This window comes from Photorhabdus sp. S10-54 (assembly GCF_963878145.1).
Lineage (GTDB): Bacteria > Pseudomonadota > Gammaproteobacteria > Enterobacterales > Enterobacteriaceae > Photorhabdus > Photorhabdus kayaii.
In genome coordinates, this window is record NZ_CAWNXG010000007.1 from 71,027 (window position 1) to 96,024 (window position 24,998).

The following is a 24,998-nucleotide window of genomic DNA, read 5'->3' on the forward strand; positions in this document are numbered from 1 at the left end:
TTATCCCTTCTTCCGATGGAACGGAATCACTCTCTTATTGATCCATGATGTAAAAGCAACAAGGCTGTTTCATTTACTTTATGATTTAAAAGGAATAAATATGAACGAGTCTGTAAAAGAGATGCCTGATGTATTAAAAAGCCAGTGTGGTTTTCACTGTCTGACAGATATTAGCCACAGTTCTTTTAACGAATTTCATCAGCAAGTCTCTGCTCACCTCTCTTGGTCCGAAGCACACGACTTATATCATGATGCACAACAGGCCCAAAAGGATAATCGGCTATATGAAGCGCGTATTCTCAAACGCGCCAATCCTCAATTACAAAATGCCGTACATCTTGCCATCATCGCCCCTAATGCTGAACTGATAGGCTATAACAGTCAATTTGGCGGCAGAGCCAGTCAATATGTTGCGCCGGGTACCGTTTCCTCCATGTTCTCCCCCGCTGCTTATTTGACTGAGCTTTATCGTGAGGCACGCAATTTACACGCAAGTGGCTCCGTTTATTATCTGGAGACCCGCCGCCCAGATCTCAAATCAATGGCGCTCAGTCAACAAAATATGGATACAGAACTTTCCACACTCTCTTTGTCCAACGAGCTATTATTGGAAAGTATTAAAACTGAGTCTAAGCTGGATAATTATACAAAAGTGATGGAAATGCTCTCCACTTTCCGTCCTTCCGGCGAAACGCCTTATCACGATGCTTATGAAAATGTGCGTAAAGTTATTCAACTACAAGATCCTGGGCTTGAGCAATTAAATGCATCACCGACAATTGCCGGGCTAATGCATCAAGCCTCGCTATTGGGTATTAACGCTTCAATCTCACCTGAGCTGTTTAATATTCTGACGGAGGAGGTTACCGAAGGTAATGCTGAGGAACTTTATAAGAAAAATTTTGGTAATATCGAACCGGCCTCACTGGCTATGCCGGAATACCTTAAACGTTATTACAATTTAAGTGATGAAGAACTTAGCCAATTTATTGGTAAAGCCAGTAATTTTGGTCAACAGGAATATAGTAATAACCAGCTCATTACTCCAGTAGTCAACAGTAGTGATGGCACGGTCAAGGTATATCGGATTACCCGCGAATATACAACAAATGCTTATCAAGTAGACGTAGAACTCTTTCCCTACGGTGGTGAGAATTACCAGTTAAATTATAAATTCAAAGATTTCTGGAATGCCTCCTATTTATCCATCAAGTTAAATAATAAAAGAGAACTTATTCGAACTGAAGGAGCTCCTCAGGTCAACATAGAATATTCAGAACATATCACATTAAGTACCACTGATATCAGTCAACCTTTTGAAATTGGCCTAACAAGAGTACTTCCTAATACTAATTACGCCTATGCTGCCGCAAAATTTACCGTTGAGGAATATAACCAATACTCTTTCCTGCTAAAACTCAATAAAGCAATTCGCTTATCCCGTGCAACAGAATTGTCACCCACTATTCTGGAAGGCATTGTGCGCAGTGTTAATCCACAACTGGATATCAACACAGAAGTATTAGGTAAAGTTTTTCTGACTAAATATTATATGCAGCGTTATGCTGTTAATGCTGACACTGCCCTAATACTATGCAATGCGCTTATTTCACAACGCTCATATGATAATCAACCTAGCCAATTTGATCGCCTGTTTAATACGCCATTACTGAGCGGCCAATATTTTTCTACCGGAGATGAAGAGATTGATTTAAATCTAGGTAGCACCGGTGATTGGCGCAAAACCATGCTCAAGCGTGCATTTAATATCGATGATGTCTCACTCTACCGCTTGCTTAAAATTACCGACCATAATAATAAAGACGGAAAGATTAAAAATAGCCTAAAGAATCTTTCCAATTTATATATCGGGAAATTACTGGCAGAAATCCATCAATTAACCATTGATGAATTGGATTTATTGCTGGTTGCTGTGGGTGAAGGGGAAACTAATTTATCCGCTATCAGTGATAAACAATTGACTACCTTGATCAGAAAACTCAATACCATTACCGGCTGGTTACAGACACAGAAGTGGAGCGTGTTCCAGTTATTTATCATGACCGCCACCAGCTATAACAAAACGCTCACGCCTGAAATTAAGAATCTGCTAGATGCCGTCTACCATGGTTTACAAGGTTTTGACAAAGACAAAGCAGATTTACTACATGCCATGGCGCCCTATATTGCGGCCACCTTGCAATTATCATCGGAAAATGTCGCCCATTCAGTACTGCTTTGGGCAGATAAGTTACAGCCCGGCGACGGCGCAATGACAGCAGAAAAATTCTGGGACTGGTTGAATACTCAATATACGCCGGGTTCATCGGAAGCAGTAGAAACGCAGGAACATATCGTTCAGTATTGTCAGGCTCTGGCACAATTGGAAATGGTTTACCACTCCACCGGCATCAACGAAAACGCCTTCCGCCTGTTTGTGACAAAACCAGAGATGTTTGGCACGTCAACTGAGGCAATACCTGCACATGATGCCCTTTCATTGATCATGCTGACGCGTTTTGCAGATTGGGTGAACGCTCTAGGTGAAAAAGCCTCCTCGGTATTAGCGGCATTTGAAGCTAACACGTTAACAGCAGAGCAACTGGCTGATGCCATGAATCTTGATGCTAATTTGCTGCTGCAAGCCAGTACTCAAGCACAAAATCATCAACATCTTCCGCCTGTGACGCAAAAAAATGCGTTCTCCTGTTGGACATCTATCGATACTATCCTGCAATGGGTTAATGTCGCACAGCAATTGAATGTCGCCCCACAGGGTGTTTCCGCTTTGGTCGGGCTGGATTATATTCAATCAATGAAAGAGACACCGACCTATGCCCAGTGGGAAAATGCGGCAGGCGTGTTAACCGCCGGATTGAATTCACAACAGGCCAATACATTACACGCTTTTCTGGATGAATCTCGCAGTGCCGCATTAAGTACCTACTATATCCGTCAAGTTGCTAAGGCAGCGGCGGCTATTAAAAGCCGTGATGACTTGTATCAATACTTACTGATTGATAATCAAGTTTCCGCTGCAATCAAAACCACCCGGATCGCCGAAGCCATTGCCAGCATTCAATTGTACGTCAACCGGGCATTGGAAAATGTGGAAGAAAATGCTAATTCAGGGGTTATCAGCCGCCAATTCTTTATCGACTGGGACAAATACAACAAACGCTACAGCACCTGGGCGGGTGTTTCTCAATTAGTTTACTATCCAGAAAACTATATTGATCCGACCATGCGCATCGGACAAACCAAAATGATGGACGCATTACTGCAATCCGTCAGCCAAAGCCAATTAAACGCCGATACGGTCGAAGACGCCTTCATGTCTTATCTGACTTCGTTTGAACAGGTGGCTAATCTTAAAGTTGTTAGTGCATATCACGATAATATTAATAACGATCAAGGGCTAACCTATTTTATCGGCCTCAGTGAAACTGATACCGGTGAATATTATTGGCGCAGTGTCGATCACAGTAAATTCAGCGACGGTAAATTCGCGGCTAACGCCTGGAGCGAGTGGCACAAAATTGATTGTCCAATTAATCCTTACCAAAGCACGATTCGGCCAGTAATGTACAAATCCCGCTTGTATCTGCTCTGGTTGGAACAAAAGGAGATCACCAAACAGACCGGAAATAGTAAAGATGGCTATCAAACCGAGACAGATTATCGTTATGAGCTGAAATTAGCGCATATCCGTTATGACGGCACCTGGAATACGCCAATTACCTTTGATGTCAATGAAAAAATATCCAAACTAGGGCTGGCAAAAAATAAAGCGCCTGGGTTCTATTGTGCCGGTTATCAGGGTGAAGATACGTTGCTGGTGATGTTTTATAATCAACAGGATACACTGGATAGTTATAAAACCGCTGCAATGCAAGGGCTATATATCTTTGCCGATATGGCATCCAAAGATATGACCCCAGAACAGAGCAATGTTTATCGGGATAATAGTTATCAACAATTCGATACTAATAATGTCAGAAGAGTGAATAACCGCTATGCAGAGGATTATGAAATCCCTTCATCGGTAAATAGCAATAACAGTTATGGCAGAGGAGAATATAACCTCAGTATGGTGCATGGTGGAGATATTCCAATTATCCGTTACCAAGCATCATCAAGTGATTTAAAAATCCATATCTCACCTAAGTTAAGAATTACCTATGAAGGAGCTGATGAGCGAACTCGTCATCAATGCAACCTGATAAAAAAATATGGCAAATTGGGTGATAAATTTATTGTCTATACCAATCTGAGTGTCAATACACAATGGACATCAAATAAAAAGTTAATATACCCGGTATATCAATATAGTGGAAACACCACTAATAATAGTCAGGGTAGATTGCTGTTTTATCGGGATAACCAAATTGGTAAAGTAAGTGTCTTTCTTCCTAATTGGGGAAAAAGCCTATATTCAGAAGTTACCAATAGTGATAACGGCTATATTATAGACACTTCTAATCAAGAACCTTTATTTAAGCAATATCTCTATATGGAGGACACGAATAATGGGCTCCGTATTATTGCTACTGATGTCTATAACGCGGAAGAGATCAAAACTGCAATTCCTGCTGCAAAAGTTCAGATAACAGTAAAAGCGGGTAGCAAAGAACAAACTTTTACCGCGGATAAAGATGTCTCCGTTCAGCCATCACCTAGTTTTGATGAAATGTATTATCAATTTAATACCCTCGAAATAGATGGTACTGGTCTGAATTTTAATAATAATTCAGCCAGTATTGATGTCACCTTTACTGCATTGGCGGAGGATGGGCGCAAGTTAGGTTATGAAAGTTTCAGTATTCCTGTCACCCGCAAGGTGAGTACCGATAATGCCCTGACCCTTCACCATAATGAAAATGGTGCGCAATATATGCAATGGCAAGCCTATCGTACTCGCCTGAATACCCTATTTGCCCGCCAGTTGGTTGCACGCGCTACTACCGGAATCGATACAATTCTGAGTATGGAAACTCAGAATATTCAGGAGCCTGTTTTATGGAGTGATAATTTTACTGCAACATTACCAATATACGACTCAAGTCTTCATGGTAACAGCAAAAATATCACAATTATGTTAGGAAACAGTGAAAAACAATCTGATCAAAAAAATGTCATTTATCAGGGTGAACTAACAGATAAAAATCAATTAATTAATCTCTCTGAAACTTATATATCCGTAAAAGAGCGTAGTAACAATACAAAACCAGTGGATAATAAAGGGAACGATAGCTGGATTTATTTATTTGTAAAATATTCTGCTGATCCAATAAAAATTGGCGAGTTTTGGTTTAAGAATGGTACGAATTTTCAAGGTTATTATCCCAAAGGTAATGAAAAAAACCGTGATCCTATTTTTATAGAAAATCAAAAAACTGAACCGATGGATTTCACCGGCGCTAACAGCCTTTATTTCTGGGAACTGTTCTACTATACCCCGATGCTGGTTGCTCAACGTTTGTTGCATGAACAAAACTTTGACGAAGCTAACCACTGGCTGAAATATGTCTGGAGCCCATCCGGGTACATTGTCCACGGCCAGATTCAAAACTACCAGTGGAACGTCCGCCCGTTACTGGAAGACACCAGTTGGAACAATGATCCTTTAGATTCCGTCGATCCTGACGCGGTAGCACAACACGATCCAATGCACTACAAAGTCTCAACCTTTATGCGCACCCTTGATCTGTTGATAGCACGCGGCGATCACGCTTACCGCCAACTGGAGCGAGATACACTTAACGAAGCGAAGATGTGGTATATGCAAGCGCTGCATCTGTTAGGCGATAAACCTTATCTGCCGCTGAGTACCACATGGAGTGATCCACGGCTGGACAGAGCCGCTGATATTACTACCCAAAATGCTCACGCCAGCTCAATAGTCGCTCTGCGGCAGAGTACACCGGCACTTTTAGCATTGCTCAGCGCCAATACCCTGACCGATCTCTTCTTGCCACAAATCAATGAAGTGATGATGAATTACTGGCAGACATTAGCTCAGAGAGTATACAACCTGCGTCATAACCTCTCTATCGACGGTCAGCCGCTCTATCTGCCAATCTATGCCACGCCGGCAGACCCGAAAGCGTTACTCAGCGCGGCGGTTGCCACATCTCAAGGCGGAGGCAATCTACCAGAGCCATTTATGTCCCTGTGGCGTTTCCCGCACATGCTGGAAAATGCACGCAGCATGGTTAGCCAGCTCACCCAGTTCGGCTCCACATTACAAAATATTATCGAACGTCAGGACGCGGAAGCACTCAATGCGTTATTACAAAATCAGGCCGCAGAGCTGATATTGACTAACCTGAGCATTCAGGACAAAACCATTGAAGAATTGGATGCCGAGAAAGCTGTGCTGGAAAAATCCAAAGCAGGGGCACAATCGCGCTTTGATAGCTACAGCAAACTGTATGATGAAAACATCAACGCTGGTGAAAACCAAGCCATGACGCTACGAGCGTCCGCAGCCGGGCTTACCACAGCAGTTCAGGCATCCCGTCTGGCTGGCGCTGCGGCTGATTTAGTGCCTAACATCTTCGGCTTCGCCGGTGGTGGTAGCCGCTGGGGAGCTATCGCTGAGGCAACAGGTTATGTGATGGAATTCTCCGCTAATGTTATGAACACCGAAGCGGATAAAATTAGCCAATCTGAAACCTACCGTCGTCGCCGTCAGGAGTGGGAGATCCAGCGTAATAATGCCGAAGCGGAGCTGAAACAACTCGATGCCCAACTTAAATCGTTGGCAGTACGCCGTGAAGCCGCCGTATTGCAAAAAAACAGCCTGAAAACCCAGCAAGAACAGACCCAATCTCAACTGACCTTCCTGCAACGTAAGTTCAGCAATCAAGCGTTGTACAACTGGCTACGTGGCCGGCTGGCGGCGATTTACTTCCAGTTCTACGATTTGGCTGTCGCACGTTGTTTAATGGCAGAACAGGCTTACCGTTGGGAACTCAATGATGACTCTGCCCGCTTCATTAAACCGGGTGCCTGGCAAGGAACCTATGCCGGCCTGCTTGCTGGTGAAACTTTAATGCTAAGTCTGGCACAAATGGAAGATGCCCATTTGAAACGCGATAAACGTGCACTGGAGGTCGAACGCACAGTGTCGCTGGCCGAAGTTTATGCTGGGTTACCGCAAGATAAAGGCCCATTCTCCCTAACTCAGGAAATCGAGAAGCTGGTGAATGAAGGCTCAGGCAGTGCCGGCAGTGGTAATAATAATTTGGCATTTGGCACCGGCGCGGACACTAAAACCTCTTTGCAGGCATCCATTTCATTAGCTGATTTGAAAATTCGTGAGGATTACCCGGAATCCATTGGCAAAATCCGACGTATCAAACAGATCAGTGTCACCCTGCCCGCGCTGCTAGGACCCTATCAGGATGTGCAGGCAATATTGTCTTGCAGCGATAAAGCCGGATTAGCTAACGGTTGTGAAGCGTTGGCAGTTTCTCACGGTATGAATGACAGCGGCCAGTTTCAGCTCGATTTCAACGATGGCAAATTCCTGCCATTCGAAGGTATCGCCATTGATCAAGGCACGCTGACCCTGAGCTTCCCAAATGCATCAACGCCGGGCAAAGGTAAACAAGCCACTATGCTAAAAACCCTGAACGATATCATTTTGCATATTCGCTACACCATTAAATAACCATCCCAACGTACTAAAACAGGCTCCGAATCGGGGCCTGTAAGGAGTTTTCATGCAGAATTCACAGACATTCCGTGTTGCCGAGTTGTCATTACCCAAGGGCGGCGGGGCCATTACCGGTATGGGTGAAGCGTTAACACCCACCGGGCCGGATGGTATGGCTGCCTTATCCCTGCCATTACCCATTTCTGCCGGGCGTGGTTACGCCCCCTCACTCACTCTGAATTACAACAGTGGAACCGGTAACAGCCCGTTTGGTCTCGGTTGGGACTGCAACGTCATGACAATTCGTCGTCGCACCAGTACCGGCGTGCCGAATTACGATGAAACCGATACTTTTCTGGGGCCGGAAGGTGAAGTGTTGGTCGTAGCATTAAATGAGGGAGGTCAAGCTGATATCCGCAATGAATCCTCATTGCAGGGCATCAATTTAGGGGCGACCTTCACCGTTACCGGTTATCGTTCTCGTTTAGAAAGCCACTTTAGCCGGTTGGAATACTGGCAACCCCAAACAACCGGCACAACCGATTTCTGGCTGATATACAGCCCCGACGGACAGGTCCATTTACTGGGCAAAAATCCTCAAGCACGCATCAACAATCCACTAGATGCTACGCAAACAGCACAATATGTTAGCCAAACGGCACAATATATTAACCAAACGGCACAATGGCTGTTGGAAGCCTCGGTATCATCCCACGGTGAGCAGATTTATTATCAGTATCGCGCCGAAGATGAAACAGGTTGTGAAACTGACGAGCTCACAGCCCATCCGAACGCAACCGTCCAGCGCTACCTGCAAGCAGTACATTACGGTAACCTGACCGCCAGCGACGTTTTTCCCACACTAAACGGAGATGACCCACTCAAATCTGGCTGGTTGTTCTGTTTAGTATTTGACTACGGTGAGCGCAAAAACAGCTTATCTGACATGCCGCTGTTTAAAGCCACAAGCAACTGGCTTTGCCGCCAAGACCGTTTTTCCCGTTATGAGTATGGTTTTGAATTGCGCACCCGTCGCCTATGCCGCCAAATACTGATGTTTCACCGTCTACAAACCCTGTCTGGTCAAACAAAAGGAGACGATGAACCCGCTTTGGTTTCACGTCTGATACTGGATTATGATGAAAACGCGGTGATCAGCACGCTCGTTTCTGTCCGTCGAATAGGCCATGAGGACAACAACACCGTCACCTCACTGCCACCACTGGAGCTGGCTTATCAGCCTTTTGAGCCAGAACAAAAAGCACTCTGGCAACCAATGGATGTACTGGCAAATTTCAACACCATTCAGCGCTGGCAACTACTTGACCTGAAAGGAGAAGGTGTGCCCGGTATTCTGTATCAGGATAGAAATGGCTGGTGGTATCGATCTGCCCAACGTCAAGCTGGGGAAGAGATGAATGCGGTCACCTGGGGGAAAATGCAACTCCTTCCCATCATGCCAGCTTTGCAGGATAACGCTTCACTGATGGATATTAATGGTGACGGACAACTGGACTGGGTTATCACCGGGCCGGGGCTAAGGGGCTATCACAGCCAACACCCGGATGGTAGCTGGACACGTTTTACACCATTACATGCTCTGCCGATAGAATATTCTCATCCTCGCGCTCAACTTGCCGATTTAATGGGGGCTGGGCTATCCGATTTAGTGCTGATTGGTCCCAAAAGCGTGCGCTTGTATGCTAATAACCGTGATGGTTTTACCGAAGGACGGGAAGTGGTGCAATCCGGTGATATCACCTTGCCGTTACCGGGCGCCGATGCTCGTAAGTTAGTGGCATTTAGCGACGTACTCGGTTCGGGCCAAGCACATCTGGTTGAAGTGAGTGCAACTCAAGTCACCTGCTGGCCAAATTTGGGACATGGCCGCTTTGGTCAGCCAATCACATTGCCGGGATTCAGCCAATCTGCCGCCAATTTTAATCCTGATCGAATTCATCTGGCCGATTTAGATGGCAGCGGTCCTGCCGATTTGATTTATGTTCATGCTGACCATCTGGAGATTTTCAGAAATGAAAGTGGTAACGGTTTTGCAAAACCATTCACACTCCATTTTCCTGACGGCCTGCATTTTGATGATACTTGCCAGTTACAAGTGGCCGATGTACAAGGATTAGGGGCTGTCAGCCTGATCCTGAGCGTACCGCATATGGCGCCACATCATTGGCGCTGCGATCTGACTAACGCGAAACCGTGGTTACTCAGTGAAATGAACAACAATATGGGCGCTCATCACACCCTGCATTACCGTAGCTCTGCCCAATTCTGGCTGGATGAAAAAGCCGCAGCCTTAGCGACCGGACAAACACCGGTCTGTTACCTGCCCTTCCCGGTCCATACCCTTTGGCAAACAGAAACCGAGGATGAAATCAGCGGCAACAAATTAGTGACCACTTTACATTACGCTCACGGCGCTTGGGATGGACATGAGCGGGAATTTCGTGGCTTTGGTTATGTTGAGCAGACAGACAGCCATCAACTGGCTCAAGGTAATGCGCCGGAACGTACACCACCGGCACTCACCAAAAACTGGTATGCCACCGGAATCCCTGAGGTAGACAATACGCTATCCGCCGGGTATTGGCGTGACGATAAGCAAGCTTTCACCGGTTTTACGCCGCGCTTTACTCTCTGGAAAGAGGGCAAAGATGTTCCACTGACACCGGAAGATGACCATAATCGGTACTGGTTAAACCGGGCGCTAAAAGGCCAGCCACTGCGTAGTGAACTTTACGGGCTGGATGGCAGCGCACAGCAACAGATCCCCTATACAGTGACTGAATCCCGTCCACAAGTGCGCCAATTACAAGATGACACTACCGCTTCCCCGGTGCTCTGGGCTTCAGTCGTCGAGAGCCGTAGTTATCACTATGAACGTATTATCAGTGATCCCCTGTGCAATCAGGATATCACGCTGTCCAGTGACCTGTTCGGGCAACCCCTGAAACAGGTTTCAGTGCAATATCCCCGCCGCAATAAACCAACAACCAATCCGTATCCCGATACACTACCGGATACGCTGTTTGCCAGCAGTTATGACGACCAACAACAACTATTGCGATTAACCTGCCAGCAATCCAGTTGGCATCATCTAATCGGCAATGAGCTAAGAGTGTTGGGATTACCGGATGGTACACGCAGTGATGCGTTCACTTACGATGCTCAACATGTGCCTGTTGATGGTTTAAATCTGGAAGCTTTATGTGCTGAAAATAGTCTGATTACCGATGATAAACCACGCGAATACCTCAATCAGCAACGAACATTCTATACCAATGGGAAAATCGATGGAAAAAACCAAGCGCCACTGAAAACGCCGACACGACAAGCTTTAATCGCCTTTACCGAAACGGCGGTATTAACGGAATCTCTGTTATCCGCATTTGACGGCGGTATTACAGCAGATGAATTACCGGGAATTCTGACACAGGCCGGGTACCAACAAGAGCCTTATCTGTTCCCACGCACTGGCGAAAACAAAGTCTGGGTAGCTCGTCAAGGCTATACCGATTACGGGACGGAAGCACAATTTTGGCGTCCTGTCGCACAACGTAACACCCTGTTAACTGGGAAAACAACCCTGAAATGGGACACCTACTACTGTGTCATCACTCAAACCCAAGACGCTGCTGGTTTGACTGTCTCAGCCAATTATGACTGGCGTTTTCTCACACCTGTGCAACTGACTGATATCAATGATAATGTGCATCTCATAATCTTGGATGCACTAGGACGCCCTGTCACGCAACGTTTCTGGGGAATCGAAAATGGTGTGAAAACAGGTTACTCTTCACCAGAAGAAAAACCATTCTCTCCACCAATCGATGTCAATACCGCCATTAATCTGACCGGGCCACTCCCTGTCGCGCTGTGTCTGGTCTATGCACCAGACAGTTGGATGCCACCATTCAGTCAGGAAACCTTCAACACATTAACGCAGGAAGAGCAGAAAACGCTGTGTGATTTACGGATTATCACGGAAGATTGGCGTATTTGCGCACTAGCTCGCCGCCGTTGGCTACAAAGTCAACAAGCCGACACACCATTGGTTAAACTGTTAACCAACAGCATCGGTTTACCTGCCCATAACCTTACGCTGACCACAGACCGTTATGACCGCGATTCTGAGCAACAAATTCGCCAACAAGTCGCATTCAGTGATGGTTTTGGCCGTTTGTTGCAAGCGTCTGTACGGCATGAGGCAGGCGAAGCCTGGCAGCGCAACCAAGACGGTTCTCTAGTGACCAAAATGGAAGATACCAAAACGCGCTGGGCAGTCACGGGACGCACTGAATATGATAATAAAGGGCAGACGATACGAACTTATCAGCCCTATTTCCTCAACGACTGGCGGTATATCAGCGATGACAGTGCCAGAAAAGAGGCTTATGCGGATACTCATATCTATGATCCTGTTGGACGAGAAATCCGGGTTATCACTGCAAAAGGCTGGCTGCGACAAAGCCAACATTTCCCGTGGTTTACCGTGAGTGAGGATGAAAATGATTTGTCCGCTGACGCGCTCGTGTAATTGAATCAATATTCGCTCGTTTAATATTAACGAGCGGATATAATAAATAAGAAACTGCATTGTGAGTTCTAAATAGAGGAACCGGATATTTTATTGCCTTTTATTTCATAGGTAATAAAATTCAATTCCTGTAAAAATCTGTCATCATGAGAACTAAAAATAACAACTTTCTCTTCTGCAAGAGAAATCAATAATTCAATTAAAAATGTTATATACCCTATGGATTTCAAGTTGCATCGCGACGGCAAGGGAATGAATCCCCGGGAGCATAGATAACTATGTGACCGGGGTGAGTAAGTGCAGCCAACAAAGAGGCAGCTTGAAAGATGACGGGTATAGAATCTGAATCAAGGCCATTTGTTGGCTCATCAAAAATATAAACATCTGCATCGATAATAAAAGCTGACGTCAATAAAAACTTCTTTTTTACCCCAAGTGACATTTGCCCATACTCAATACCAGAATAATTAGATATACCAAAACCATTTAAATAGTAATCTAATTGATGCTTTAGATTACTTTTCCTATAACGCTGACTTAAATTAATTACATCCATTCCAGTAATAAAATTATAAAAATTAACATTATCCGATATATAAAAGCCATGCCGTTGCAAATTAAATCGGTGCTTCTCTCCCTTTTTTATAAAATTAACTCTTCCTTTTTTAACCTTATTTACGCCAGCAATACTTGAAAGAAAAGTCGTTTTACCCGCCCCATTAATTCCCGCAATACGGTTTAATCCAACACAAAAATTACAATTAACTGCTGAAAAAACAGTCTTACCATTAATAACAACTTCTAACCCAGTAACTTCAAGCATAAATAACCCCTAAAAATAACGTAAAAATAAAATAACACCAACAATAATAATTTTCGTGTATTGCGTTCTCAACAGAGAAATAAAAGAAACAATAATAATTCGAGGCAGAAAAACAGCGACAATTTATTGAATATTAAGTTCATATTACTTTCCCATACACTCTTTTATATATATCACGAGCTATAGATATTTCATCAATAATAGTAGTATAATCTTCAACATTAGAATCTCTTTCAATTATAACACCACTGACATCCGTTTTTGAAAGTGCAAACTCATATAATTCCCACACTTCACTCCATATATCATTAGCATGAGTGTCTATAATCATATCAAATTTATATGCCCCACCAGCCAAATGAATTTCTACAACATGATCTAATGGTAGTTTTAGCAAAAATTCTTTCGGGTCATAATTATGATTTATTGAATTAATATATAAGTTATTAATATCCAACAACATGCCACAATCACTACCTTTAATTATTCTATTTATAAATTCAATTTCTGACAAATCAGACAAAGGCATTTCATAATAATAAGTAATATTTTCAATGATAAACCTATCACTAACTTGTGATTTTATTTTCTTTATTTTTTCTATTATTTTACATGCATTTTCAACTGAGAAGTGTATTGGCATTAAATGCCCAACCTCAATATCTCCATGCCGTGTTGCTGATAAATGATCACTATACCATTTAGGTTTTTTATCATTAACAACTTGCTTTAATTTATTTATATATTCACTATCCAAGCTCTCCTCACTTCCCAATGACATATCAAGACCATGAAATATAATTGGCACTTCGTTACAACATTTTTCTAAATAAGTATCTTCCTTATCCCAAAAAATTTTCTCAGAATGTACTTCAAGAACATCAATATGTTGAATATTTTTATAAATTTCTTTCGAAAAAGATGACTTATAGTTAACACCAATACCAAGCTTTTCATATTTACTCATTGAGAATATCCTTAGCACTAAGAAAGATTAAACCATTTTAATTTAGCATTTTAAGAGAGGATATGAAGGTATCTCTGTCGATATCATAACATTCATTTACCTCATTAAATATATCACTAGCTAATATTACATTCTTACACGATAAAATAATATGACAGATAACATCACCTATTATACATGAGATAATTTCTCTGGATTTGTTTTTCTTATAAAACATAATATTACTTTCTCTTTCCATTAAATTTTCTTTCAAAACACCAGGAAGCTCTCCCTTATGAAGAAGATCTAGTAATACACTAATATTTTTAGTAAATTTTTTCACTCTCACTGTTGGATGAGAAATAACAAATACTTTTTCCAGAGGAGCTATATCAATCTTTGGTGTATAATCTATCCAATTATCATTCGTATTTTGAAGATCAATTATAAGGCTGTTCTTTTCTTTCTCATATAATGCAATTAGTTTTAAATAAGGTTTCATAATTAATATTTATAATATAATATTAGATTGATATTATATTATGTCAAATTTTTATCTAAGAGTTATTATGATCAAATAATGACCATAACTATTTAAAAATAAATAGATTATAAGCCAAAGTGAAAATTTCAAAATTACAACATGAAAAAATTTCATGTTATCTTATCAGTATTGATAAGTGAAATCGCTTGCGGAACTAAATAGCCTCAGATCTTTTTAAAAACAGTCAATTCAAAGGTACGTAGACTAGACTTGCTTTTTGATCGGAAGGTATAAGCGATCAATCCGGCTATCACCTCCAATAGAAAATTTATCAAATTACGATATCTTGAATGTTTCATTTAAGCAATGCGTTTTAACTAAACAAATACTGCCTCAACCAAATAGCGTTTTCTCTGCATTAACGATGAGATACAAGTGATTCGCTATTTAATCACCATCGACATATCAAATTAGCTAACCACTTGTTTTACCAATAGTTGGCCGATCATACCCACTATCTGATGCCTTAAATTCTATTAATACAATCTCAAAAATTACCAACGCGTTTGCATTTATAACATCTCAACAAATCGCTTTACCCGCCTGTTTAGTGATAAGGTCTTTTGGCTGTTGCCGTAACTTAAATTATTTTAAAGATTAACACCGTATAAGGAGTTCAAATATGAGCATTTATCATTCTGCAATTGACCAAAAAACACCATCGATCAGTGTATTAGATAATAGGAAGTTAAATGTACGTTCTTTAGAATATCTACGCACTCAAGCTGATGAAAACAGTAATGAATTAATCACTCTCTATGAGTTCAATATGCAAGGATTTCAGGTAAAAAGTACCGATCCTCGTAAGAATAAAAACCAAAGCGGCCCGAATTTCATTCGCGTCTTTAATCTTGCGGGTCAGGCTCTACGTGAAGAAGGGGTTGATGGTGGCCGAACTATCACCCTCAATGATATTGAAGGTCGCCCGGTATTGACCATCAATGCAATCGGTGTCCGCCAAAACCATCGTTACGAAGATAACACCTTACCCGGTCGCTTGCTTGCTATCACCGAACAGACGCAGGAAGAAGAGAAAACCACCGAGCGTCTTATCTGGGCCGGCAATACGCAGCAAGAAAAAGATTACAACCTTGCCGGTCAGTGTGTCCGATATTACGATACCGCAGGACTCACTCAACTCAACAGCCTTTCTCTAACCGGCGTTGTGCTATCACAATCTCAACAACTGCTCGTCGATACCCAAAATGCCGACTGGATAGGTGAAGACCAAAGCCTCTGGCAGCAAAAACTGAGCAGTGATATCTATACCACTGAAAATAGTACTAATGCCACCGGAGCTTTACTTATCCAGACCGATGCCAAAGGCAACATCCAGCGATTGGCCTATGATGTAGCCGGGCAGTTAAAAGGCTGTTGGTTGACACTCAAAGGTCAAGCCGAACAAGTGATTATCAAATCTCTGACTTATTCTGCCGCCGGACAAAAATTACGCGAAGAGCACGGTAACGGGGTTATCACCGAATACAGCTATGAACCAGAAACCCAACGGCTTATTGGTATCACCACCCACCGTCCATCAGACACCAAGGTGTTGCAAGACTTACGTTATCAATATGATCCGGTAGGCAATGTGATCAATATACGCAATGATGCGGAAGCTACCCGCTTTTGGCGCAATCAGAAAGTGGTCCCGGAGAATAACTATACCTACGATTCCTTGTATCAGCTTATCAGTGCCACCGGGCGTGAAATGGCCAATATAGGTCAGCAAAATAACCAACTGCCCTCCCCTACACTACCTTCCGACAACAATACCTACACTAACTATACTCGCGGCTACAGCTATGATCACAGCGGTAATCTGACACAAATTCGGCACAGCTCACCGGCTACCCAAAATAACTACACCACCGCTATCACCATTTCGAATCGCAGCAACCGAGGCGTTCTCAGTACGCTGACAACAGATCCCAATCAAGTGGATACGTTATTTGATGCCGGTGGTCACCAAACCAGTTTATTACCCGGTCAGACGTTGGTCTGGACATCACGAGGAGAGCTAAAGCAGGTCAATAACGGTCCAGGAAATGAATGGTACCGCTACGGCAGCAACGGAATGAGGCAACTGAAAGTGAGTGAACAGCAAACCCAGAATACTACGCAACAACAACGGGTAATCTATTTGCCGGGGCTAGAATTACGCACAACTCAGAACAGCACCACAACAACAGAAGAGTTACACGTCATCACATTAGGTGAAGCAGGTCGCGCACAAGTACGGGTGTTGCACTGGGAGAACAGTAAACCAGAAGGTATCAACAACAATCAGCTACGTTACAGCTACGATAATCTGATCGGTTCCAGCCAGCTTGAACTAGACAATCAAGGGCAGATTATTAGTGAGGAAGAGTATTATCCATTCGGCGGAACAGCGCTGTGGGCAGCAAGCAGCCAAATAGAAGCTAACTATAAAACTATTCGCTATTCAGGCAAAGAGCGGGATGCTACCGGGTTATATTATTACGGTTACCGCTATTATCAACCGTGGTCAGGCAGGTGGTTAAGTGCAGATCCGGCAGGGACAATTGATGGTCTGAATCTATACCGAATGGTGAGAAATAATCCTGTGAGTTTTCAGGATGAAAATGGATTAGCGCCAGAAAGAGGAAAATATACTAAAGAGGTGAATTTCCTTGATGAATTAAAATTTAAATTGGCAGCCAAAAATTCACATGTTGTTAAATGGAATAAAAAAGAAAGCAATTATACAAAAAATAAATTATTGAAAGTGGTTCGGGTCGGTGATTCCGATCCGTCGGGTTATTTACTCGGTCACGAAGAATTGTTAAAGGGTATAGAACAAAGTCAAATAATATATAGTCGACTTGAAGAAAATCCATCCCTTTCAGAAAAATCAAAGACCAATCTTTCTTTGGGATCTGAAATATCCGGTTATATGGCAAGAACGATAAAAGATACGATATCAGAATATGCAGAAGGGCATAAGTATAGAAGTAATCATCCAGATTTTTATGCAGAAACAGATTTCTTTGCTTTAATGGATAAAAGCGAAAAAAATGATTATTCCGGTGAGAGAAAAATTTATGCCGCAATGGAGGTTAAGGTTTATCATGATTTAAAAAATAAACAATCAGAATTACATGTCAACTATGCATTGGCCCATCCCTATACGCAACTTAGTAATGAAGAAAGAGCACTGCTGCAAGAAGCAGAACCCGCTATTGCAACCAATAGAGAATATAATTTCAAAGGCGTTGGCAAATTCCTGACAATGAAAGCAATTAAAAAATCATTGAAAGGGCAGAAGATCAATAGGATATCAACAGATGCTATTAATGTTCGCTCTGCGGCTATCGCTGAGAATTTAGGAATGCGGAGAGCTTCATAAATTTGGTAATAGGATTTCAAATAGAAGATAATATTATTTACTGAGTATCGTTCCCCCTGAATGCAAATTCAGGGGGTAATCAATAAACATCTTTGAAAACAAGCCATAAATAAAAGTTTATTTTATGGCTTGTTCCCAGATGCAGATTTTTTTATCCTACCTTTATATTCCAATGTATCAGCTATTATTAAATTCATACAGCCGCCTCTAAAACCAAAATCTAAATAACGTCCTTATTTCGTTCAGAACAGTTAAAACTGCCCCTCCCAATCAACAACTGATGGCTCTATAAAAGGTTCGGTTCCACAACCACTTACACTTGGGGCTCCAGTATTGGTGATGGTCATGATTTTAAAAACGGTCGTCAACTTGCAGCTTAACTCAGGTTAACACCATCTCAATACAGTAGTGGAGGTAAATCGCGCCTAAGGAATATTATAAAATTAGGATGTTGTAACCCGATCACACAAGTGATTAATATTCAACACATACTTAATATATTATTATTTATACCCGTTATCTTTCAAGTTGCCTCTTTGTTGGCTGCACTCACTCACCCCGGTCACATAGTTATCTATGCTCCCGGGGATTCGCTCCCTTGCCATCGCAATGCATCTTGAAATCCATAGGGTATATAATAAATGAAATTATAAAACAAAAATCTCTTATATATTGTTTTGTTTTTTACATCATATTTCATGTATAAATAAATCCAAACATTTTAAAATTTAAATTTTAAAGAATAAAAACCCATATTTAACTTACAATACAAAATTTAACACAAAAATGATTTCATTAAATCAATACTTGGGTTTTTAGTTATTGCCTCAAATTAATAAATTTATTATTTCTCTTATGTATTCTCACATATGTGGAATACATTAACATTAATCTTTTAACATAATGGAGCAAATCATGGACAAGAAAACAAATAGTACTCCTAGCCCCGCTGCCAAGCAGAAAGCCAAGGTCGTTATCAAACCGAAAAGTGATCGTCCTATTCTGATGGCAGCTCACCTGTAATCCCTCCTAAACAGTCAGCCAGCAAGCTGACTGTTTTTATTTTTGGTAGAGAATACTATGGAAAAAAATAACTACGCTATATTCGGCCATTTGGAAAAAAATGACAGTGGTTTCGTATTCAGCGATAAATATATAACCTTCGACGTTGAAAATCTTTCCGGAAATATTAATGACTGGAATGCGGTACTCAACGCCTGCGACGGGAATACTCCGCTGAAAAACATCCTGGAGAAGCACCCAAAAATTCACGGTGAAGAAGCCACTGAGTTTCTGAATGCTCTGGTGAACAATAAGATTGGTTATATCAATAACTCTGGTGAAGAATTTGTATCCGGTGATGAAGCAATACTGATTCTCGAAGATCTCCAGGCGAACCTGCTTTATTCTATGCTCTATAAGAATAAATTCTGGCAAACGATGCAATCCCCACAGGATGTGCCAGAAAAAGTCTATTACGGTATGGCAATTGAAAACTATCACTTCCTATTCCGTGAAAGCTGGTTTGACTCTCCGGTTCTGAGTTACCTGCCTTCAACGAAGGCCAGGCTCATTATGAATGAGTTTTACGGCGAGGAGTACGGACATGATGAACTTATTCTGAGTGCACTAAATCCATTTAGGTATTGCAAGGGAAGACATGGCAGAAACCCTGCCGCTTCCTGAGACTCTGTCTCTCTGTGATGCCCTGGCCTACTGGTCAGCAAACGATCCGCTGTTCTTCTTCAGCATCATGGATATCCTCGAAGGAAAAGATATTAAAGTAAACAGCTATATTTTGGCGATGGAAAGCAGCGGAAAAATTCCGCCTGACTTTATTAAGCCAATTAAGGCACACGCAAATATTAATATTGAAGCCGAACATGGAATTCTTACCCGTGAATTCTTTCATGAAATCCCTGTTGTCCGTTACGACCAGATGAAGAGTATGATTGCGAATACCCAACTCTTCGTTGAGCTTTACGATGATTTTCACAGTGCTGTCTGGAATTATTACTCAGACGATAGCAAACCTCTACTTCGTCGCCTGTCAGATATTTAATTTAACGGAGCCCGTCATGCAGACTTCACCCCAACGTTTCATTACTCCACGTTTTCGAGATGGCGTGCAATACGCCCGCCACGGAGAAGACTACCGTCAGCAGGGAATGGTGCTTTCTCTCGATAAGAAAGATAATTCACTCGGCAATTTTCTCTCTGATTTGAAGGCTGGAGGGAAAACTCAGGCCGAACTAAAAGCGGCTCATCCAGTATTATCTGACGAAATAGAAGATATTATTGAACAGCTCGACAGCCATTATCTTCTGACAGAAAGTCATTATCCAAACATCAGCGGTACCCTGTCAGGCAAACAATTTGCTAATCAGCTTAAACGATATTCACGTGTATGGCATGCGCAGCTGGGTACTTCGGCACTCTATACTGCTATGAGTGAAGGACGAGCTACCCGTTCCCAGCTCATTAGTTTTGCTATCGAATATTATCATATCGTCAAAGCCGCGCCGTTTATCATTGCCTCAGCGATGTCTCATAAATGCCCAGATCCCGTTTTTCAGGGAATAAAACAGCTTTTTCTCGAAGAACACGATCATGAAACTCTGCTGCTGAAAGCACTCTCAGCAGCTGGGATCCCGGAGGAACAGGTTAAGGAAACAACTCCCCTTTCCAGCACGTTTTCCGTTTTCTGTACCCTCGGCACATTCGCGCGTCAGCACCTTCTGAGCTTCATCTCCGCACTATTCTTGTTCGAAGAACCTTATCCAGAATTTAACGATGTCTTCGTAACCACTTGCCAGTCACTCGATCTTCCTGAAAAATTCTGGAAACCAATCATCGACCATTCAGCTATCAATGAGGAAGGTGGTCATCATCTCATCACCGATGAGCTGCTGGAGCATATTTCAGCCATCTCCGCGGAAGAAACTCGCGTCACATTGGTTCACATCATGACGTTGCTGGAAACCATGAAGATATGGGATGCACAGATATGCAGTAGCTATGAATCCGCCCTGAATCTACGCATTTTCGTGTAAGAACCGGCCATAGAACAATAGAGTTTAAATCATTATGTCAAATCGGCGCTCCATGCCCCAATTCTTGAAAAAAGGTCAACATGTTCAGGCATCCATTTGATTCCCCGCCTGAATGGGTTCGCTGGCATGAATGGAGACTACATGAAGGAATGTCTATCTCACCATTGACTGATTCTTTTCACCGGCATACTCGATCAGCGCATATCACACGTGCTGTCTCTCACAGGAGTGTCATGTCGTTCTGTTCCCTCTGAATGAAAATTCAGAGGGAACTCTTTCGTTAATTACAACACATCAACCGCATTCAATTCTTTGAAAGCCTGTTCCAGACGGGCAGTCATAGAAACCTGACCGGCACGCAACCATACCCGTGGATCGTAGAATTTCTTATTAGGTTTATCTGCGCCTTCTGGATTGCCTAACTGGCCTTGCAGATAGCCTTCGTTCTTTTTGTAGTAGTTGAGAATACCTTCCCAAGTCGCCCATTGGGTGTCAGTATCGATATTCATTTTAACAACGCCATAACTGACCGCTTCTTTAATCTCTTCCGCGGTAGAACCAGAACCGCCGTGGAAAACAAAATCCAAGCTGTTATGTGGCAGATTGAATTTCTCAGAAACATAGTCTTGAGAGTTACGCAAAATTTTTGGCGTCAGTTTAACGTTACCCGGCTTATAAACACCATGAACGTTACCGAAAGAAGCCGCAATAGTGAAACGTGGGCTGATAGCATTCAGTTTCTCATAAGCATAAGCAACATCTTCCGGTTGAGTGTACAGCGCAGAGCTATCCATATGGCTGTTATCAACGCCATCTTCTTCCCCGCCAGTACAACCCAGCTCGATTTCCAGCGTCATATCGATTTTTGCCATACGAGCCAGATAATGGCCGCAAATCTCAATATTCTCTTCCAGAGATTCTTCTGACAGATCGATCATGTGAGAAGAGAATAAGGGTTTACCCGTCGCTGCGTAATGCTTTTCACCTGCATCTAACAGGCCATCAATCCACGGCAGCAATTTACGCGCGCAGTGGTCAGTATGCAGGATCACAGGAACACCATAATATTCAGCCATCTGATGAACATGGTGAGCACCAGAAATTGAACCCAGAATAGCCGCTTGTTGACCTTCAACTTTCAAACCTTTACCGGCAATAAAAGCTGCGCCGCCGTTGGAGAACTGAATGATCACAGGAGAACGAACTTTGGCAGCGGTTTCCAATACGGCATTGATTGAATCAGTACCTACACAGTTGACCGCAGGCAAAGCAAAGTTGTTTTCTTTAGCTATAGCGAACACTTTTTGAACATCATCACCAGTGATGACACCCGGTTTTACGAAATCAAAAATTTTAGACATGTTACGTGGGTCCTGTTTAGAGCGGGTAGCCAACCAACCGGCCGCTACCCGTCATGACTTAATTACTGTTTTGCACGTTCTTCCAACATCACAACCGCAGGCAGTTTTTTCCCTTCCACGAACTCAAGGAAAGCTCCACCACCCGTAGAAATATAAGAGATTTTGTCAGCAATACCGAACAGGTCGATCGCTGCCAGCGTATCGCCGCCGCCAGCGATAGAGAAAGCATCACTATCAGCAATGGCGCGCGCGACAATTTCCGTTCCTTGACGGAAATTAGGGAATTCAAATACACCAACCGGGCCATTCCATAGAATCGTTTTGGCGTTTTTCAGAATATCCGCCAGCCGTTGAGCAGATTCATCCCCCAGATCGAGGATCTGCTCATCATCTTTAATATCGCGGGTAGATTTCAAGGTTGCTTCGGCTGTTTCAGAGAATTCTGTCGCCACACGAACATCGGTTGGCACCGGAATATCACAGCTTATCAGCAATTTCTTCGCTTCCGGGAGCAAGTCGTCTTCATAGAGAGAACGACCGACATTGTGGCCTTCCGCGGCAACAAAGGTATTGGCGATACCACCACCAACAATCAGTTGGTCAGCAATTTTAGACAGCGTATCCAAAACGGTCAGCTTGGTTGAAACTTTAGAACCACCGACGATAGCCACCATTGGACGAGCTGGATTATCTAACGCTTTACCTAATGCCTCTAACTCTGCGGACAACAAAGGACCGGCACAGGCCACAGGAGCAAACTTAGCCACTCCGTGGGTAGAAGCCTGTGCACGATGAGCAGTACCAAATGCATCCATGACATAAATATCACACAGGGAAGCATATTTTTTAGCCAGAGTTTCGTCGTCTTTCTTCTCACCTTTATTAAAGCGAACGTTCTCCAGCACAACCAGTTCACCTTCCGCGACATCCACGCCTTCCAGATACTCTTTTTCCAGTCGAACGGGGGAAGATAATTTCTCTTCTAGATAGTCTACTACTGGTTTCAGCGAGAATTCTTCATTGTATTCGCCTTCAGTAGGGCGGCCAAGGTGAGAAGTGATCATGACTTTGGCACCCTGTTTTAATGCTGCCTCAATGGTCGGTAAGGAAGCACGGATACGCGCATCAGAGGTGACTTTGCCATCTTTTACCGGAACGTTCAGGTCAGCGCGGATCAAAACACGCTTACCCGCCAGATCTAAATCGGTCATCTTAATTACAGACATGGTGAATCCTCTCATTGATTCTCTAAATTATTTAATCTTGAGCCGTGTGCGGATCTATTATGGACCGTCGATCAACAACAGATCATTTGAAACCCATAGCAGCCATTGCTAACGTTGTATCCAACATTCGGTTAGCAAATCCCCACTCATTATCACACCAGACTAATGTCTTAATCAGATGTTGCCCACTGACTCGCGTTTGTGTGCCATCAACAATCGCGCTGTGGGGATCGTGGTTAAAATCCGTTGAGACTAACGGCAATTCGGTATAGTCAACTATACCACGAAATGAAGTAGCTGCTGATTTTTGCATTAATTCGTTGATTTTCTTAACAGTTACTGAAGATTTTACCGTAACACTCAAATCGATAGCTGTAACGTTAATCGTTGGTACACGCACGGAGATAGCTTCAAAACGGTCACAGAACTTTGGAAAAATCCGGGTTATCCCTGCGGCCAGCTTAGTATCCACCGGAATGATAGACTGACTAGCAGCCCGAGTACGCCGTAAATCTTTGTGATAAGCATCAATCACCGGTTGGTCATTCATTGAGGCATGAATGGTTGTCACTGTACCCGATTCAATCTCAAATTCATCATCCAATAATTTAATGATGGGAATAATGCAATTAGTGGTACAGGAAGCATTGGACACAATGCAATCCTCTGCTGTCAGTAAGTGCTGATTCACACCATAAACCACAGTCGCATCTAAATCATTACCCCCCGGATGAGCAAACAGCACTTTTTTGGCGCCACTGGCAAGATGTGCCTCGCCATCAGCTCTGCTGCCATAAATCCCACTGCAATCAAGAACAATATCAATCCCCAGTTCTTGCCAAGGCAACATCGATATATCAGGTTGATGAAACAAGCGAATATTATCATCACCAACCTGCAACACATCATTATTCAGACGCACATCCCAAGCAAAACGGCCGTGACTAGAGTCATATTTCAGCAAGTGAGCAATTCCTTCGGCATCTGCCAGCTCATTAACAGCAATAACCGCAATTTCAGCTCGACGTCCAGACTCATAAAGAGCACGTAAAATACTACGCCCTATTCTGCCGAAACCGTTTATTGCTACCTTAATTGTCATGTTACTCCCTGAATATAGTTATTACTACGCAACCGCTTAGAATAACCGACTCAATCACTCATGTACTGATTGTTTATCACAAAATTATTAAAACCAAGCACAAAAAACCGCTTCAGATAACAAAATGAAACGATTCAGCTATAAATAATGAGGTTACGGGAAAAGGAAATTGATAGCAATAATAATCGAATAGTAATAGTAAAAAGTGATCAACCTACGAAGTGAAAATATCGAACTTTAAGCAGAAAGAAACAATCCCACAGTTATTTACTCACAACTGCGACATTGATCATCAATATCACTTGTTGAAATATTGACATCTAATCTCAATAAGTGGAAACTGGTTGTCGTTTTTTGA

Annotated in this window: 12 protein-coding genes and 1 pseudogene; 7 read left to right on the forward strand and 6 right to left on the reverse strand. The window is 42.7% G+C overall.

Annotated features, from left to right (window positions below; genetic code table 11):
* Positions 1 to 100: 100 nt before the first annotated feature.
* Together AACQ83_RS05655 and AACQ83_RS05660 are read left to right on the forward strand one after the other, a co-directional pair.
* Positions 101 to 7,678, forward strand: coding sequence for a Tc toxin subunit A-related protein (locus AACQ83_RS05655; RefSeq protein WP_112876811.1), 7,578 nt, complete (start codon positions 101 to 103; stop codon positions 7,676 to 7,678).
* Between the two features lie 52 nt (positions 7,679 to 7,730).
* The gene (locus AACQ83_RS05660; RefSeq protein WP_112876812.1) at positions 7,731 to 12,215 is read left to right on the forward strand and encodes a SpvB/TcaC N-terminal domain-containing protein; all 4,485 of its coding nucleotides are present in this window, start codon (positions 7,731 to 7,733) and stop codon (positions 12,213 to 12,215) included.
* Between the two features lie 226 nt (positions 12,216 to 12,441).
* Here the strand turns inward: AACQ83_RS05660 and AACQ83_RS05665 are convergent, their stop codons facing one another.
* The 3 genes from AACQ83_RS05665 to AACQ83_RS05675 all read right to left on the reverse strand — a co-directional run bounded on the left by AACQ83_RS05665 (position 12,442) and on the right by AACQ83_RS05675 (position 14,486).
* Positions 12,442 to 13,038, reverse strand: coding sequence for an ATP-binding cassette domain-containing protein (locus AACQ83_RS05665; RefSeq protein WP_112876813.1), 597 nt, complete (start codon positions 13,036 to 13,038; stop codon positions 12,442 to 12,444).
* A 139-nt stretch (positions 13,039 to 13,177) separates the two neighbouring features.
* Positions 13,178 to 14,005: a DUF692 domain-containing protein gene (locus tag AACQ83_RS05670; RefSeq protein WP_112876814.1), complete on the reverse strand. Its 828-nt coding sequence runs from the start codon at positions 14,003 to 14,005 to the stop codon at positions 13,178 to 13,180.
* Between the two features lie 37 nt (positions 14,006 to 14,042).
* Complete coding sequence (locus AACQ83_RS05675; protein ID WP_112876815.1) at positions 14,043 to 14,486, reverse strand: hypothetical protein; 444 nt, start codon at positions 14,484 to 14,486, stop codon at positions 14,043 to 14,045.
* A gap of 664 nt (positions 14,487 to 15,150) precedes the next feature.
* On the opposite strand from AACQ83_RS05675, the gene AACQ83_RS05680 reads away from it, so the two are divergent.
* From AACQ83_RS05680 to AACQ83_RS05695, 5 genes and pseudogenes are all read left to right on the forward strand, one after another.
* Positions 15,151 to 17,898 (forward strand): RHS repeat protein, encoded by a 2,748-nt coding sequence (locus tag AACQ83_RS05680; protein ID WP_112876816.1) that lies wholly within the window; start codon positions 15,151 to 15,153, stop codon positions 17,896 to 17,898.
* A 299-nt stretch (positions 17,899 to 18,197) separates the two neighbouring features.
* Positions 18,198 to 18,347 (forward strand): annotated as a pseudogene (locus AACQ83_RS24545) (transposase); the annotation flags it as partial.
* A 631-nt stretch (positions 18,348 to 18,978) separates the two neighbouring features.
* On the forward strand, positions 18,979 to 19,584 hold the full coding sequence (locus AACQ83_RS05685) for a hypothetical protein (RefSeq protein ID WP_112876817.1): 606 nt from the start codon (positions 18,979 to 18,981) through the stop codon (positions 19,582 to 19,584).
* A complete protein-coding gene (locus tag AACQ83_RS05690) occupies positions 19,559 to 19,960 on the forward strand; it encodes a hypothetical protein (protein WP_112876818.1) in 402 nt (133 codons plus the stop codon). The genes AACQ83_RS05685 and AACQ83_RS05690 overlap by 26 nt, the downstream gene beginning before the upstream one ends.
* Before the next feature lie 16 nt (positions 19,961 to 19,976).
* Positions 19,977 to 20,951, forward strand: coding sequence for a hypothetical protein (locus AACQ83_RS05695; protein WP_158537756.1), 975 nt, complete (start codon positions 19,977 to 19,979; stop codon positions 20,949 to 20,951).
* A gap of 284 nt (positions 20,952 to 21,235) precedes the next feature.
* Here AACQ83_RS05695 and fbaA read toward each other — a convergent pair whose 3' ends face one another.
* From fbaA to epd, 3 genes are all read right to left on the reverse strand, one after another.
* A complete protein-coding gene (fbaA, locus tag AACQ83_RS05700; protein WP_112876820.1) occupies positions 21,236 to 22,312 on the reverse strand; it encodes a class II fructose-bisphosphate aldolase in 1,077 nt (358 codons plus the stop codon).
* 62 nt (positions 22,313 to 22,374) lie between these two features.
* Positions 22,375 to 23,538, reverse strand: a complete 1,164-nt coding sequence (gene pgk / locus AACQ83_RS05705) for a phosphoglycerate kinase (protein ID WP_112876821.1) — start codon at positions 23,536 to 23,538, stop codon at positions 22,375 to 22,377.
* Between the two features lie 82 nt (positions 23,539 to 23,620).
* Entirely contained in the window at positions 23,621 to 24,640 is a 1,020-nt protein-coding gene (gene epd / locus AACQ83_RS05710; RefSeq protein ID WP_112876822.1) for an erythrose-4-phosphate dehydrogenase, read from the reverse strand.
* Positions 24,641 to 24,998: the final 358 nt, after the last annotated feature.

Bases quoted from the DNA above. Each gene is read 5' to 3' on its own strand.
- AACQ83_RS05655 (WP_112876811.1), top strand. From the start codon at position 101: ATGAACGAGTCTGTAAAAGAGATGCCTGATGTATTAAAAAGCCAGTGT.
- AACQ83_RS05660 (WP_112876812.1), top strand. From the start codon at position 7,731: ATGCAGAATTCACAGACATTCCGTGTTGCCGAGTTGTCATTACCCAAG.
- AACQ83_RS05665 (WP_112876813.1), bottom strand. From the start codon at position 13,038: ATGCTTGAAGTTACTGGGTTAGAAGTTGTTATTAATGGTAAGACTGTT.
- AACQ83_RS05670 (WP_112876814.1), bottom strand. From the start codon at position 14,005: ATGAGTAAATATGAAAAGCTTGGTATTGGTGTTAACTATAAGTCATCT.
- AACQ83_RS05675 (WP_112876815.1), bottom strand. From the start codon at position 14,486: ATGAAACCTTATTTAAAACTAATTGCATTATATGAGAAAGAAAAGAAC.
- AACQ83_RS05680 (WP_112876816.1), top strand. From the start codon at position 15,151: ATGAGCATTTATCATTCTGCAATTGACCAAAAAACACCATCGATCAGT.
- AACQ83_RS05685 (WP_112876817.1), top strand. From the start codon at position 18,979: ATGGAAAAAAATAACTACGCTATATTCGGCCATTTGGAAAAAAATGAC.
- AACQ83_RS05690 (WP_112876818.1), top strand. From the start codon at position 19,559: ATGGCAGAAACCCTGCCGCTTCCTGAGACTCTGTCTCTCTGTGATGCC.
- AACQ83_RS05695 (WP_158537756.1), top strand. From the start codon at position 19,977: ATGCAGACTTCACCCCAACGTTTCATTACTCCACGTTTTCGAGATGGC.
- fbaA (WP_112876820.1), bottom strand. From the start codon at position 22,312: ATGTCTAAAATTTTTGATTTCGTAAAACCGGGTGTCATCACTGGTGAT.
- pgk (WP_112876821.1), bottom strand. From the start codon at position 23,538: ATGTCTGTAATTAAGATGACCGATTTAGATCTGGCGGGTAAGCGTGTT.
- epd (WP_112876822.1), bottom strand. From the start codon at position 24,640: ATGACAATTAAGGTAGCAATAAACGGTTTCGGCAGAATAGGGCGTAGT.